Origin of the sequence: Bradyrhizobium sp. LA6.1, from assembly GCF_040547805.1 — a bacterium.
GTDB classification, from domain to species: domain Bacteria; phylum Pseudomonadota; class Alphaproteobacteria; order Rhizobiales; family Xanthobacteraceae; genus Bradyrhizobium; species Bradyrhizobium barranii.
Map to the genome: position 1 here is coordinate 239344 of NZ_JBEPQK010000002.1, position 13454 is coordinate 252797.

Genomic DNA, 13454 nt, shown 5'->3' on the forward strand with positions numbered 1-13454 from the left:
CCCTCGCCAGGGGAGCTAGCGAGGGCCGCGTAGTACATCGTCGTTCGCGCCTAGGTTCGCGAACACGATGTGGGAGCTCGGGAGAGGCTTAGAAGGGCAACAGCACGTCCATGACCTGCTGACCGTAGCGCGGCTGCTGCACGTCCGTGATCTGGCCGCGGCCGCCATAGGCGATGCGGGCCTGTGCGATCTTGCTGGAATCGATGGTGTTGTCGCTCTGGATGTCTTCGGGGCGGACGATGCCGGCGACGATGAGCTCGCGGATCTCGTAGTTGACGCGGATCTCCTGCTTGCCTTCGACGACGAGGTTGCCGTTCGGCAGCACCTGGGTCACGACCGCGGCGACGTTGGTCTGCAAGGCCTCCGTGCGATTGACCGAGCCCTTGCCGTCGGCGGAGGATGTCGAGTCGGTGGTGAGAAGGCGGCCGGGCAGGATCTTGAGCGGCTGCGTGACCGTCTTGCTGCCGATGAAATCGGTAATCCCCGAATCCTCCTTGGCGGTTCGGCTGCGCTGGGTCTCGTTGGCGATGTTGGCCTTGTCGGTGATGTTCACGGTCACGGTCAGGAGGTCGCCGACATGGGTCGCGCGCTGGTCCTTGAAGAAGGCGCGGCTGCCGTTGCGCCACAATGAGTTCGGATTGTAGGAGGCGACTTCCGGCTTCGGCATCGGCATCTGCACCGGCTTGTAGCCGGGCTGCGTCGTCGGATTGTCGATCGCCGACAATTTCGGTTGCTCGCCGATCTGCGACAGGCGGTCGATCGAGGAGCAGCCGCTCGCCAGCGCGCAAACTGCCAGCAGCAGACCAGAGATCGCGACGCGACGAAGGCGGGAAGCCGAACTGAACCTGGACATGACTTACTCTGACTTGGCTGGAGCTTGCGGGACGCGAACTTGCGGAATATGGGCTTGGGCGATCTGAGCCGGAGACGCGGGGGCCTGGATCAGGCTCTGTGCGAGCGCAGCAGCAGCGGCCGCGGGGGTAGGCGTTTCGTCGCGCTTGAGCGAGGAGGTCTGCTCGACCGCGGGCGCCATCGGCGCGGACTGGCTCGCGCCCTGGATCGTCACCTGGCCGCGACCGGTGACAATGCCTGCCAGCGTGCGCTTGGTCTGGAGATTGAGCACGCTGACGGTGTCGCCCTCGGCGCCGCTTTCGAGCGCCTTGCCGCGCGTGGTGAGGTAGATCCCGGGGACCTGGTAGATGACGGTGACGCTCTGGTCGCGCGACACGAAGTCGGGCTTGACGATGTCGGCGACGCGGATCGGCATGCCCGCCCGCATCGGCCGGCGCAGCTGCATGCCGAGCGTGCGATCGCGCGAGGCGGGCTCGCCGGTGATTTCGGCCTTGGGCCGGCGCTCCAGCGCGATGTCGGAGGACTTCAGGAGATCGGCGCGGTCGATGTCGCGCGTCAGCACGGCCACTTCCACCGTCTCGATCGCGGTGCCGGTGAAGCGCAGCTTGGTCGGCGTCGGATTGTTGTCGTTGTTGATCTCGAAGGCGATGTCGAAACGGCCGTTGCGGGCGTCATAGCGGGTTGCGACTGGCTGGAGCGCACCGCTGTTGGAGGCGTCGAGCCGCATGTCGGCGACGCCGCGGTCGAACGTGACGGCGATGTTGGCGGCTTCCCCAAGGCCGAAGCGGCGCTCGAGCGCCGAGGCCACCGCGGTTTCGAGGTCCTTGTTGGCGAGCGTGCGGGCGAGGCGGGTGACCTGGACTTCCTTGATGTCGCCGGTCATCACGCCGATGACCTGTTTTGCGCGCAGCACCGACAGCACATGCGCGACCGGCAGCGCGCCGGTGGTGCCGAGATCGGGCGAGCGGTAGACCGGGATCAGCGCGGCCGAGCCGGCATTGTCGATGAGGTCGCCGACCCGCACCACGTCCGAGGTCACGGTGACGCTCGCGCGCAGCGTCGGCGCTGCGATGAAATCGTCGGCGGCCTGCGCCGGCAGCGCCAGCAGCAGGAGAGCGGAGATCGTGGCGAGGGTGGTGCGGATCATCGTCATACCTCAGCGGAACAACGCCGTGGTCGATTGCATCATCTGGTCGGCGGCGCTGATGACCTTGGCGTTCATCTCGTAGGCGCGCTGCGCGGCGATCAGGTCGCTCATCTCCGAGACGACGTCGACATTGGCCTGCTCCAGGCTGCCCTGCGTGACCTTGCCGTAGCCTTCGGAGTTCGCGGTGCCGTCCTGCGGCGGGCCGGAAGAGGGCGTCTCGACGAACTGATTGTTGCCGACGGGCTGGAGGCCCGCCTTGTTGATGAAGCGGGTCACGCCGATCTGGCCCTGAACGGCCGACGTCGACGAACCCGGCAGCGTCACCGAGACCTGGCCCTGCTCGTTGACGGCGAGGCCGGAGGCGTTGTTCGGGATGGTGATGGTCGGCTGCACCGGGTTGCCCTGCGCGGTGACGACGCGGCCCTGGTTGTCCATCTGGAAGGTGCCGTCGCGGGTGTACTGGAAGGTGCCGTCGGGCATCAGGATCTTGAAGAAGCCTTCGCCCGAGATCGCGAGGTCGAGATCGTTGCCGGTCTGCGACAGCGTGCCCTGCGTCATGCTGCGCGGCGTGCCGACGGTCTTGACGCCGCCGCCGATGTCGACGCCGACAGGCACGATGGTGCCCTGGTCCGAGGCCTGCGCGCCGACGCGGCGGACGTGCTCGTAGATCAGGTCCTGGAACGCCGCCGTCTGCTTCTTGAAACCGGTGGTGCGCAGGTTGGCGATGTTGTTGGAGATGACCTGGACGTTGAGTTCCTGGGCCGCCATTCCGGTCGCAGCGGTGTGGAGCGCTTGCATGTCAGTGATCCCCTAATCAGGCCGGAACGTCGGCGAGCTTCTCGATCGCCGATTTGTGGAGGTCGCTCTGCTGCTGAAGCAGGTTGGCGATGGCGGTGTAGCTGCGCATGACCTCGACCATGCGGCTCATCTCGCCGACCGAGTTCACGTTGGACTTCTCGACGTAGCCCTGGCGCACGGTCGACTTGGTGATGGCCTGCGGGGTCGCGGAGCCGACGTCGTAGAGGTTGGCGCCGAGCTTGGTCAGCTTCGCCGCATCGTCGAACGCAGCCATGCGGATCTTGCCGCGGATCGAGTCGGTCTTGGCGGTGCCCTCGAGTACCGTGACGGTGCCGTCGGGTGCGACATTGATGTCGTGGTCGGTGGGCTGGAAGGTGATCGGGCCGCCAGTGCCGAGCACGAGGTTGCCGTCGGAGGTGACGAGCTGGCCGGTGCTGTTGAGCGAGAATTTGCCGTCGCGGGTGTAGCGTTCGCCGCCATTGGCCTGCACCGCGAAGAACGCGTTGCCGTCGATCGCCATGTCGAGCGGGTTGTTGGTCGGCTCCATCGGCCCCTGGCCGACGTCGCGGAAGGTGCCGCGGTCCTGCACATAGGAGACCCGGCGGTCGGACGCGATGAAATTGTCCTCACGCGCGTTCGAGTTGAGAAATTCCTCGAACAGCGAATGGTCGGCCTTGAAGCCGTTGGTGTTGGCATTGGCGACGTTGTTGGCGATGACATCCATCTGCCGTTCCAACGTCATCTGCCGTGACAAGCCGATCAGAAGCGCGTTCTGCATCGGAAATCTCCCCTGAGTGAGCCCGCCACCTCGCTCTCCCAAGCGCCTTGGCCGACCCGTGAACAAGACCGCCGGGTTCTCCCAAACCCTCCGGCCTCGGTCCTCTCTCAGCGAAAGCCGTGCCAACTCGAAAAAATATGTAATTTCAATGTTTTGTCGATTTTTGAGGGGTGCGGGAAGGCGGCAGAAAGGTTCTGTTAGCCATGTTTGCCCGGCAGATTTTTCCTAGTGGAGGCCCAATCGAAAGATTCCGTTAACCATTATTACCGTAGCGTTTGCGTGTAAGAGGAGCGCACTGCGCTGGGGCATTTGTATCGCGTCACTGTCTGCCAGGAGGCTTCGCTCTTTCGACCCTTTATGAGATGAGCGAGCCTATCGACCATGGCAGACAATGAAGCGGAAGGCGGCGCAGCCGCCGAAGGCGCGGAAGCCGCTCCGCCGAAGAACAAGCTCAAGCTCATCATCATGGCCGTCGGTCTGCTCGCCGTCCTCGGTGGCGGTGCCGCGACCTGGTTCTTCTTCTTCTTCCGTCATGGCGACGACGAGCATCACGCCGAGGCGGCGCCGCCGCCGAAGCCGCCGGCCTTCGTCGACGTGCCCGACATCATGGTCAACCTCGCCGGCGCGCCCGGCGAGCGCGTGCAATATCTCAAGCTCAAGGTCGTGCTGGAGCTGAAGGAAGAGAAGCAGATCGAGGCGATCAAGCCGACGATGCCGCGCATCACCGACATCTTCCAGACCTATGTGCGCGAGCTGCGCTCCTCCGACCTCAACGGCTCCGCCGGCGTCTTCCGCCTCAAGGAAGAGCTGACCAAGCGCGTCAATGCGGCGGTTTCCCCGATCCAGGTCAGCGCGGTGCTGTTCAAGGAAGTCGTGATCCAGTGAGCATGACGGGCTAGGGATCATGGCAGGCACCGACCAACCAGACCAGGATGCAATTGCCGCCCAATGGGAGGCCTCGCTTGATTCCGAGGATCCCGCGGAGGCCGCGAAGGCTGCTGCCGCAAACGAACTATCCGAGACCATGGCCCTGCAATGGGCGGCCATGGTCGAGGACGGCAGCCGCGATCTCGGCGCCGGCAAGAATTCCGGCGAGCGGGTGCTGTCGCAGGAGGAGATCGACAATCTTCTCGGCTTCGCGGTCGGCGACGTCACGCTCGACGACCATTCCGGCATTCGCGCGATCATCGATTCAGCGATGGTCTCCTACGAGCGTCTGCCGATGCTCGAAATCGTCTTCGACCGCCTGGTGCGGCTGCTGACGACCTCCTTGCGCAATTTCACCTCCGACAACGTCGAGGTCTCGCTCGACCGCATCACCTCGGTGCGCTTCGGCGACTACATGAACTCGATCCCGCTGCCGGCCGTTCTCTCGGTGTTCAAGGCCGAGGAGTGGGAAAACTTCGGCATGGCGGTGGTCGATTCCAGCCTGATCTATTCGATGATCGACGTGCTGCTCGGCGGTCGCCGCGGCGCCAGCCAGCTCCGCATCGAGGGCCGGCCCTACACCACGATCGAGACCGAGCTGGTCAAGCGGCTGGTCGAGGTGGTACTGGTCGACGCCGAGCAGGCGTTCCGGCCGCTGTCGCCGGTGACCTTCACGATCGACCGGCTCGAGACCAATCCGCGCTTCGCCGCGATCAGCCGTCCCGCCAACGCCGCGATCCTGGTGCGCCTGCGCATCGACATGGAAGATCGCGGCGGTAATATCGAGCTGCTGCTGCCTTACGCGACCATCGAGCCGATCCGGGGCGTCCTGCTCCAGATGTTCATGGGCGAAAAATTCGGCCGCGACACGATCTGGGAGGGCCATTTCGCCACCGAGATCAACCAGGCCGAGATCGCGGTCGATGCCGTGCTCTACGAGGCCGAAATCCCGCTCAAGCAGCTGATGCGGCTCAAGGTCGGCGACACCCTGCCGCTCGACATGCGCGCGGATGCCAACGTGACCGTGCGTTGCGGCGACGTCACTCTGACCGAGGGGCGGATGGGCCGGGTCGGCGACCGCGTCGCGATACGGGTGACGAAACCCCTGCGCAAGCCAAGTACGACACTTGCGATGTTCGAGAAGGTGGACGAGCAGAACAAGATGATGGAGGCCCCATGAACCACTCCCTGGGAATGGCGATCGAGACGCTGGTGGCTATCCTGCTGATGCTGACCATCGTTTACTGTGTCATGCTCAACAAGCGGCTGACGCGGCTGAAGGCGGACGAGCATTCGCTGAAGGCGGTCATCGGCGAGCTGATCACCGCCACCGAGATCGCCGAGCGCGCGATCGGCGGGCTGAAGCTCGCCGTGCGCGACGTCAACGAGAACCTCGGCAGCCAGCTGGCGGCGGCGACGCAGATGTCGGACCAGCTCTACAAGCAGCTCGGCGAAGCCGACAACGTGGTGCGGCGCCTGTCCAAGATTGCGATCGCCGCGCGCCCTGCGGCGAGCCCGGAAGCGGCCGCGGTGCCCGCGGCCAAGCCCTCATCGGCGAAGGCGGTGGCGGCTGCGGCCGAAGCCTTCTCCGAGCGCCGACGATCCAACGGCCTTGCGGCATAAAGTCAGGGTATGAAATCCTTTCGTAACATCCGCGTCATTCCTGTCGTCCTGGTCGCCGTCGCAGGGCTCGCCACGCTCAAGGTCGTGGGCCTCGTGATCAATGGCGGCTATGTCTTCGACTACCAGCCGAGCCAGATCAAGAAATCCTGGGCGCAGGAGAATCTGAACTTTCCGACGGGGCGGGAAGACCCCGATATCACGGGATCTACCCACGGCGCGCCGAAGGAGGCGCCGAAGCCCGCCGCGCCCGAGACCAAGCCCGAGGGCACCGTGGTCAAGATGGACGAGGCCCAGCCGCAGGTCTCGGCCTCCGAGCGCGCGATCCTGGAGCGCTTGCAGGCACGCCGCCAGGAGATCGAGTCCCGCCAGCGAGAGATCGACATCCGCGAGAGCCTGCTGAAGTCGGCCGAGAAGCGCATCGAAAACAAGGTCGAGGAGATGAAGGCGGTGGAATCCCGCATCTCCGCGACCCAGGCCGAGCAGAAGGCCGCCGAGGCCCAGCGCATGAAGGGCCTCGTGACCATGTATGAGGGCATGAAGCCCAAGGATGCCGCGCGGGTGTTCGACCGGCTCGAGATGGGCGTGCTGATCGAGATCGCCTCGCAGATCGCGCCGCGAAAGATGTCGGACATCATGGGAGTGATGTCGCCGGAGGCCGCCGAGCGGCTGACGGTCGAGATGGCCCGCCGGGCCAATGGCGGCGGCGATCAATCGGCCGCGGCCGGTGACCTCCCCAAGATCGACGGCAAGCCGACGCAAAAGCCGAATTGAAGGCTCCGGAGGCGCGGCGCGCTGCGGCAGCCTGCGCGCAATCGCGCGGTCGTTCGGCCTGTACGCGGCTGGACGCCTTGCGTGTCTAGTTCGCGAACCGCTGTTGAACCCTGGGACCCGTCGCGCTCAGCGGCTTCTCGACGGGAAGGAGGGTCTCGCAGTGCTGCCTGATCAGCGCAGCCTTCGTCGTGCGAGTCACGAGATGAAGGGTGCTGTGGCAGCAGGAACACTCGTATACCTTTAGTGCATAGCCCCGCGCAATTGGAAAGACGGCTACGACCGCTCTTGCCTGGCTACATACAATGCAGTTGGCTTCTCCGCTCATTGATTGCTCCCCCAAAAAAGTTGACCAATCGCATTCGCATCGCAATGATTACATTTGATTCAGAGTCGTTGATGGACCGCAACACCTCTGAGGTTGTGCGAGCCTACTCGGCAACCAAGTACGCAGATCAAACGCGCCGGGGAGTGGGGTGATCGCGAGCTTGATGTCTTTGCCGCACGAAGCTCGTCGGCTCGCGTTGCAGATGCAGCTGAAGCAAGCGGCATCTTCTGAGGCTGCGATGAGTTGACGCGTGCAACTGTGAACTGGAGTACAGTGGTGCTGGAGAGTTCGTCCTAGGCTCCCGCCATCGGCAATCAGCCGCGCGGGCGGAAGCCATGAATTACTCGTCCGTAGCAGAACGCGCAATCGAAGCCGTCAATCGGCTGCTCATCGCGGCGATGACGTTGGCCTGGACATCCGCGCTTGACCATCAGCATGCATTGCCGCCGCAAGAAGAGGATGGCGACATTGACGATGCTTGTCCCGAGCGGGACAGCTCCGCCGCATCGGATGGCACGGGGAAACAACACTGAAGATCAATTGCCCTGCGGACATCACACGATCAGATCGTGCGGCACATGGGCGTGAGCTGAGCCTGCGCCGTGAGCCGGATCAATATGCGGCGGGGACGGCTCAAGCATCGACGCCGCCCTGAATCCGTGGACGACGCCAGCATGTTCGTGATGACCGGACGGGTCCGAAGGATCGTCCCATCCTGCGCTGAGCTCTGAATGGTGGCCATGCAAAGCGCCATCCTTGATGGCGTAGGGTCCGACCGCCGCGTGCCAGGGTGCGGGCGCAATGTCACCCGAACCGTCAGAGCCGTGCTGCTTGAAATGAAATGAGTCCCCGAGGTGAACCGAAGCAACTCGAGGAAGGCCGTTCTCGGCTATCGGCTCCCCATGATGATGCTCGCGCAAGTGATTTTCGTGGTGTGACGTCTCGATGGAGTCGGGGGCGGACTCGATGCTTGGGTCGACCGTGGACGGTATGACCGGGCCGCTGTCCTTGGCGGCCACGCTCTCTGGAACGGGCGCGATCTCCTTGCCGTTGTCGAACGGTGTCAACTTGTCGAATACGAACCTATTCTCCGCGACTGCCGTGGGATGAAGCTGGTTGACGGGCTGCACGTGGCTCACCGCGGAGGCCACGTGCCCGCCGGTGGGCGCATCCGATCGCGTGTTCGTGTCGTCGGGCTGAACGAACTGGGTGTGCCCGACCCGGACAACCCGTTCGCAATCGGCATCGAACCTGCATCCGCTCGCCTTCGCAGCTTGCCCGGGCCCGTTTCCGTCGATCAGGGCGGCTCGCTCATGGACGGTTTCGCCCGATGAGGGGCTGGTCGCCGTCGTCGGGCTACCGGTCGCGTCGTTGCCCGCGCCCGGTTCCAGATTGGCCGGCGCGGCTGCCATCGCATGACCCGACGTTTCCAGCGCGAGCATGAAATCCGACGTCTGGACGGTGGAGAAGCCATCGAGATGGATTTCCACCAGACTGGAATCGCCGATGCTCAGGCTTTGATCCGTCGGATTGACGTAAACGATGGTCTGGTTCGCCGAGCTGTCGTAGAGCCAGGCGATCGTATGTGCGGGCACCGTCGTGCTGGAGGGGTCGAGTGCCAGAACGGAGAGGGTGAGCGCGCCGAGCGCTATCAGGTCGCCCCGCTCAGAGTCTGCCTTGAAACCAGAGATGATATCAGGGCGCGCTGCACTGGAATTCGACGTCGAGGCAAAGACGAAATGATCGTCTCTGGAGCCGCCGGCAAGAAGGGTCTGTTCGTGCCCGTCGTGAGAGGTGTCGCGACCGCCGTTTGTGCCGATCTTGCCATGATCCGGACTTTCGCCGGAGGCGCCGATGCCATCCGTGTTCGCGTCATGGGTGCTCGCAGCCACCGTCGGACCGGCGGCAAAGGCTCTCGCAGCCGCATTGTCTTCGGGGGGCGCGGTGGCGTGGGGCGGATCGGCGGCATTGAGAGCTGCCGCGTGGCCGAAATGGTCGCGATCGTCGGCGCCGTGGATTGTGATGGCTATGGTCTGTTCCGTCCCATCGATGGTGGTGACCGTGAAGGTGTCGGTCAAAGTCTCGCAGGAAGGAAGCGCCTGCACGGCACAGTTGGTGGTGTCGAGCGTGTAGGTCCACACGCCGGCGGCGGTCATCGTGAAAGCGCCGTAGCCGCCCGCGCTCCGTGTCGCACAAGTGACCGGCGTGAATGTGTTCGGCGTGTTGTCGACGTCGGTGTCAGTCAGTCTGCCGCTCGCCGTCGGCTTGCCGTGTTCCCTGCAATCGGGCTCGGTCACCGAGCCGGTGATGCAGCCGTGGATGATGGCCGGATCGTTCGTGCCGTGGATGGTGATCGTCACCACCTGCGCGGTGCCGTCGATGGTGGTCACGGTGAAGGTGTCGGTCAGGGTGTCGTAGACGTTCAGCGCCTGGACGACGCAATTGGTGTTATCGAGCGTGTAGGTCCAGACGCCGTCGGCCGTCATCCGGAAGCAGCCGTAACCGTGGTCGCTCGCCCTTGGCGAGGTCACCGGCGTGAAGCTGTCGGGAGTATTGTCGACATCCGTATCTGCAAGCTTGCCGGTCGCGATCGGAGTCCCGGGCTTCCAACACGCGGCTTCCGTCACGGTGCCGGTCGTCGTCCCGGAAATGATGGCAGCGTCGTTGGAGCCGTTGATCGTGATGGTAATCAACTGCGGGGTGCCGCCGATGCTGGTCACCGTGAAGGTGTCTGTCAGCGTCTTGCCGACGTTCAGAGCCTGCACTGCGCTGTTGGATTGATCGAGCGTGTAGCTCCAGACGCCGTCGGCGGTCATCGTAAAAGTGCCGTAGCCGTGCGCACTCTTCGTCGGGGAATTGACAGCCGCGAAAGTGTTGGGGGGGTCGTCGACGTCGATATCCGAAAGCTTGCCGGTTGTGACGGGTGGGCCGGTTGTGACAGGTGGGCCGGATGGAGCATTGGCGACGCCGCCGGATTCGATTGACAAGCCGGTCGTCGTGCCGGAGATGATCGCCGCGTCGTCGGCTCCGTTGATGTTGATCGTGAAGGCCTGTTGAGCCGAAAGCGATCCGTCGGACACGGTGATCACAAAGCTATCGGTGGTCGGCGTCTTCAGCGCGTTGATCGCGCCACTGTTGGGAACGAAGGCATAGGCGCCAGTCGAGCTGTTCAGATAAAGCGTGCCATAAGAGCTGGTCTTCGATACGTCGTAGATCGCTCCCTCCAGCGCGGTAGCGCCCGTAGCGCCTCCGCTGATGCCGAAAGTCAGCGCGGCGCTGGAGCTGCTGGCGCTGAAGGTTCCCCTCGTTGCGGCGAAGACGTCGAACGCGACCGTGTCGAGTTCAAGCGGGCCCGCCTGCACATTCAAGATCGGCGGCGTCCGCACGGGTGTCACGGGTGTGATGATGTCGGGCACCGTGACGATGATCGGCTGCAACGGTAGCAGTGCGTTTGGCGCCGCGGGCGCTATGAAATTGATCGGCTCCAGCGGCAGAGATTCGACGAACGGAGGCGTGCCGGACCCGTTCTTGCCAAATCCCTTCGAGAAATTTTCGAGCGCCTCCTGCTGGGCCACCCGCAGCTCCTCCATGCGGGTCGCGCTGTTGTCGAGCTGATTCACGGTAAGCCCGGAGCCGACCTTGCTCAGCACGACCGTTTGTCCGGGGTCCTCGACGATGATGTGCCGCGGGATTGATTCCTTGGTCGTGAGCTCGAACGTGCCGTGTGCAAAGTCCTTGTATGTAATCGTATCGTCGTCCAGGAACGTTGCGTTCGGGTCTGCGGCCCTGACCTCCTTGATCATCGAGAAGAGCAATGCCGTGAGCGACAGCATCCCGAAACGGCCGGCAGAGGCTCGCTCATGAGATTGAATAGCGGGTACATCAGGAGGATTGCTCTTCGCCGTCTTCACGCGGCGATGCAGGCCCGCAGCGGCTTCGCGCTCGCCCCCGTGCTCTGCAGTGGACGTGACGGCCATTTTTCAACCTCGATTGCCCTAGCGGTCGGCCTCAGGCGTCGCCCTATGCCGCCGCGTCTTGGCCGGCTTGCCGCGTCACGCGATCGGGAACAATTTTGTGCCGGCAACCTCAGCTATGCCAGCTAAAAAGTTGTCGTTTCTGAGAATTCCGCCCAGGCTGATCACGGCAGAATTGCTGACGTTTCGCCCGACGGTACCGCTTTCAGCGCTAAAAGCTGTTTGAAATTGCCTGGCGCGGATAGTGACTCTTTTGGACACGGCGATCAGCCATTCGGATTACCCCGGAATAACCATTTTGGCTGTCGTGGTTTGCTGTTGCTGGTCTGCCATTATCCCCGATGGCTTTCGTCGGCGCTGTCGGAGCCGTTCGGATGCTCGAGGATCATATCTTCGAAAAGGAGGAAGCCATGGGCACTCGTGCAGCGATTGTTCTCGTGGCAGGTCTCGTCCTTGCGCTGGCCGCTTCGTCACCCCGCCCGGTTCAGGCGCAGGACGATTCTCCGCGGCGCGCCGTGCTGGACTCGTCGTCAAAGCCAATCGGGAAAGTTGTGACAGCCGATGGCTCGGTCATCATCGAGCATGCGGGCGCCGCCATTGTCCAGGCAAACGTCGGGGCCGAATCCATCCAGACGAAAGTCGGTGATCCCGTCTATTTGGGTGATGTGGTTCGAACCGGTGCCGACAGTCGGGTCGGCATCAATTTCGTCGATGGAACTTCGTTCAACTTGTCGAGCAACGCCCGCATGACATTGGACGAATACGTCTACGAGCCGGGTGGAAAGTCCAATTCGACAGCCTTCAACCTGACCAAGGGTACGTTCGTTTTTGTTGCCGGCCAGGTTGCGAAGACCGGTGACATGAAGATCGAAACGCCGGTCGCGACGATGGGCATTCGAGGCACTACACCTCACGTCGAAATCTCGGACGACGGAACCACCAGGTTTTCCACTCTGATCGAAGAGGGCAAGAACAAATATACGAAGAAGCCCGGCGCAGCGGGGCCACGCCAACCCGAGCAAAGGACCGAGCAAAGGCTCAATCTGAACATCTGTCGCGGCTGCTAGAGAATTGGTCCGAGCCCGTGCAATCGCCAGATCTCAGAAGATCGGGAGCCTGACATGAAACCAGGATCCTCCGTTGCCGAAGGCGGACTGGCGCTTGTCGTCCTGATGTTGGTCGGCTTGCCGGTCGTGGCCCAGAACTCCAGCGTGAAGGACAGCTATCTCAGCAATATCGAACTGTGCAACGGGACGGGTACCACCTCGCTCGATGCCCGGATCGGTGCCTGCACGACTTTCATACAGGCGCGTCCAGATTCGACGGCAGCTCTGGCAATCGCGTACAACAATCGCGGCAACGCCTACACGGCAAAGGGCGACTACGACAGCGCCATCAGCGATTTCGATCAGTCGATCGCACTCAATCCGACATACGCAAAGGCCTTCAACAACCGCGGCGTGGCTCACTTGAGGAGACGCGAATATGAGCTCGCGATCGAAGCCTTTGATGATGCGATCAAGCTCGATCCCGGCTATGGCGCTGCCTTCGTCAACCGCGCCGGCGCCTACCTGAAGAAAAACGACCACCAGCGCGCGGCGCATGATTACGACGAGGCAATCCGTCTCCAGCCCGCCTCGCGGGCGGCATGGAGCGGACGATGTTGGACCAGGGCGGTTCTCGGTGCCTCGCGAGAAGCGCTGGCGGATTGCGACAGAGCGCTTCAGTCGGGATCGACCAGCGCTGCCGTGTACGACTCGCGTGGGCTGATCCACCTGAAGATGGGTGAGTTCGGTGCGGCGATCGATGACTACAATTCTGCCCTGCGAGCCGCCCCGGAATTGGCGAGCGCGCTTTTTGGCCGCGGGCTTGCCAAGCTGAAGCAAGGCGATGCGATCGGCGGAAAATCTGACATTTCGACTGCAAGGACAATTCAGAAGAACATCGGTGACGAGTTCGCGCGTTATGGCGTCGATTACGACTGAGTTGGCCCGGTGAGGCGGAACGATTGGAGGTGAATATGGATGCAAGGTTCGCGCTCATTCAAGCTCACGACGATAGCATTCGCCGCTATCAGCGGTTGTTGAACACACAGCTGACCGATATCGAGCGTGAGTACATCGAGAGCCGAATCTCGGAAAAGCGATTGACCTTGCAGTCAATTCGCGAAGCGCGAGGCAAGGTGAATGCCTCGCCGGCCAATCGCGGGGTTTGATTGGCATTCCTGACGGGTGCGAACGAAGGGGGTGTTAACACCTG

Annotated in this window: 13 protein-coding genes; 8 read left to right on the forward strand and 5 right to left on the reverse strand. The window is 63.1% G+C overall.

The genetic code is table 11. The annotated features are described in order from the left end of the window. Window positions 1–88: 88 nt before the first annotated feature. Genes flgH through flgF form a run of 4 tightly spaced genes read right to left on the reverse strand, consistent with a single transcriptional unit; the run spans window position 89 to window position 3575 of the window. The gene (flgH, locus tag ABIB99_RS04655; protein ID WP_063982276.1) at window positions 89–853 is read right to left on the reverse strand and encodes a flagellar basal body L-ring protein FlgH; all 765 of its coding nucleotides are present in this window, start codon (window positions 851–853) and stop codon (window positions 89–91) included. Between the two features lie 3 nt (window positions 854–856). Beyond that, window positions 857–1999, reverse strand: coding sequence for a flagellar basal body P-ring formation chaperone FlgA (flgA, locus tag ABIB99_RS04660; protein ID WP_247309224.1), 1143 nt, complete (start codon window positions 1997–1999; stop codon window positions 857–859). A 9-nt stretch (window positions 2000–2008) separates the two neighbouring features. Further along, window positions 2009–2797, reverse strand: coding sequence for a flagellar basal-body rod protein FlgG (gene flgG, locus ABIB99_RS04665; protein WP_014494004.1), 789 nt, complete (start codon window positions 2795–2797; stop codon window positions 2009–2011). A gap of 16 nt (window positions 2798–2813) precedes the next feature. After that, window positions 2814–3575 (reverse strand): flagellar basal-body rod protein FlgF, encoded by a 762-nt coding sequence (gene flgF / locus ABIB99_RS04670; protein ID WP_247309226.1) that lies wholly within the window; start codon window positions 3573–3575, stop codon window positions 2814–2816. Between the two features lie 381 nt (window positions 3576–3956). On the opposite strand from flgF, the gene fliL reads away from it, so the two are divergent. The 5 genes from fliL to ABIB99_RS04695 all read left to right on the forward strand — a co-directional run bounded on the left by fliL (window position 3957) and on the right by ABIB99_RS04695 (window position 7754). Next, on the forward strand, window positions 3957–4460 hold the full coding sequence (gene fliL / locus ABIB99_RS04675; protein WP_354174955.1) for a flagellar basal body-associated protein FliL: 504 nt from the start codon (window positions 3957–3959) through the stop codon (window positions 4458–4460). 19 nt (window positions 4461–4479) lie between these two features. Further along, window positions 4480–5682 carry a flagellar motor switch protein FliM gene (gene fliM, locus ABIB99_RS04680; RefSeq protein ID WP_063982279.1) on the forward strand — a complete coding sequence of 401 codons (1203 nt, stop codon included), beginning with the start codon at window positions 4480–4482 and terminating at the stop codon, window positions 5680–5682. Beyond that, the gene (locus ABIB99_RS04685; protein ID WP_063982280.1) at window positions 5679–6125 is read left to right on the forward strand and encodes a DUF6468 domain-containing protein; all 447 of its coding nucleotides are present in this window, start codon (window positions 5679–5681) and stop codon (window positions 6123–6125) included. The genes fliM and ABIB99_RS04685 overlap by 4 nt, the downstream gene beginning before the upstream one ends. A gap of 9 nt (window positions 6126–6134) precedes the next feature. Next, entirely contained in the window at window positions 6135–6896 is a 762-nt protein-coding gene (locus ABIB99_RS04690) for a MotE family protein (RefSeq protein WP_014494009.1), read from the forward strand. Window positions 6897–7556: 660 nt separating this feature from the next. Next, a complete protein-coding gene (locus tag ABIB99_RS04695; protein WP_071912220.1) occupies window positions 7557–7754 on the forward strand; it encodes a hypothetical protein in 198 nt (65 codons plus the stop codon). A gap of 21 nt (window positions 7755–7775) precedes the next feature. Here the strand turns inward: ABIB99_RS04695 and ABIB99_RS04700 are convergent, their stop codons facing one another. Then, window positions 7776–11198, reverse strand: a complete 3423-nt coding sequence (locus tag ABIB99_RS04700; protein ID WP_354174956.1) for a VCBS domain-containing protein — start codon at window positions 11196–11198, stop codon at window positions 7776–7778. A gap of 371 nt (window positions 11199–11569) precedes the next feature. Between ABIB99_RS04700 and ABIB99_RS04705 the strand changes: the two genes are divergently transcribed. From ABIB99_RS04705 to ABIB99_RS04715, 3 genes are read left to right on the forward strand one after another with little or no spacing between them, the layout of a single operon-like run. After that, window positions 11570–12262, forward strand: a complete 693-nt coding sequence (locus tag ABIB99_RS04705; protein WP_354174957.1) for a FecR family protein — start codon at window positions 11570–11572, stop codon at window positions 12260–12262. A 54-nt stretch (window positions 12263–12316) separates the two neighbouring features. Then, complete coding sequence (locus ABIB99_RS04710) at window positions 12317–13180, forward strand: tetratricopeptide repeat protein (protein ID WP_354174958.1); 864 nt, start codon at window positions 12317–12319, stop codon at window positions 13178–13180. A gap of 35 nt (window positions 13181–13215) precedes the next feature. Continuing rightward, the gene (locus tag ABIB99_RS04715) at window positions 13216–13410 is read left to right on the forward strand and encodes a hypothetical protein (protein WP_354174959.1); all 195 of its coding nucleotides are present in this window, start codon (window positions 13216–13218) and stop codon (window positions 13408–13410) included. Window positions 13411–13454: the final 44 nt, after the last annotated feature.

Bases quoted from the DNA above. Each gene is read 5' to 3' on its own strand.
- flgH (WP_063982276.1), bottom strand. From the start codon at position 853: ATGTCCAGGTTCAGTTCGGCTTCCCGCCTTCGTCGCGTCGCGATCTCT.
- flgA (WP_247309224.1), bottom strand. From the start codon at position 1,999: ATGATCCGCACCACCCTCGCCACGATCTCCGCTCTCCTGCTGCTGGCG.
- flgG (WP_014494004.1), bottom strand. From the start codon at position 2,797: ATGCAAGCGCTCCACACCGCTGCGACCGGAATGGCGGCCCAGGAACTC.
- flgF (WP_247309226.1), bottom strand. From the start codon at position 3,575: ATGCAGAACGCGCTTCTGATCGGCTTGTCACGGCAGATGACGTTGGAA.
- fliL (WP_354174955.1), top strand. From the start codon at position 3,957: ATGGCAGACAATGAAGCGGAAGGCGGCGCAGCCGCCGAAGGCGCGGAA.
- fliM (WP_063982279.1), top strand. From the start codon at position 4,480: ATGGCAGGCACCGACCAACCAGACCAGGATGCAATTGCCGCCCAATGG.
- ABIB99_RS04685 (WP_063982280.1), top strand. From the start codon at position 5,679: ATGAACCACTCCCTGGGAATGGCGATCGAGACGCTGGTGGCTATCCTG.
- ABIB99_RS04690 (WP_014494009.1), top strand. From the start codon at position 6,135: ATGAAATCCTTTCGTAACATCCGCGTCATTCCTGTCGTCCTGGTCGCC.
- ABIB99_RS04695 (WP_071912220.1), top strand. From the start codon at position 7,557: ATGAATTACTCGTCCGTAGCAGAACGCGCAATCGAAGCCGTCAATCGG.
- ABIB99_RS04700 (WP_354174956.1), bottom strand. From the start codon at position 11,198: ATGGCCGTCACGTCCACTGCAGAGCACGGGGGCGAGCGCGAAGCCGCT.
- ABIB99_RS04705 (WP_354174957.1), top strand. From the start codon at position 11,570: ATGCTCGAGGATCATATCTTCGAAAAGGAGGAAGCCATGGGCACTCGT.
- ABIB99_RS04710 (WP_354174958.1), top strand. From the start codon at position 12,317: ATGAAACCAGGATCCTCCGTTGCCGAAGGCGGACTGGCGCTTGTCGTC.
- ABIB99_RS04715 (WP_354174959.1), top strand. From the start codon at position 13,216: ATGGATGCAAGGTTCGCGCTCATTCAAGCTCACGACGATAGCATTCGC.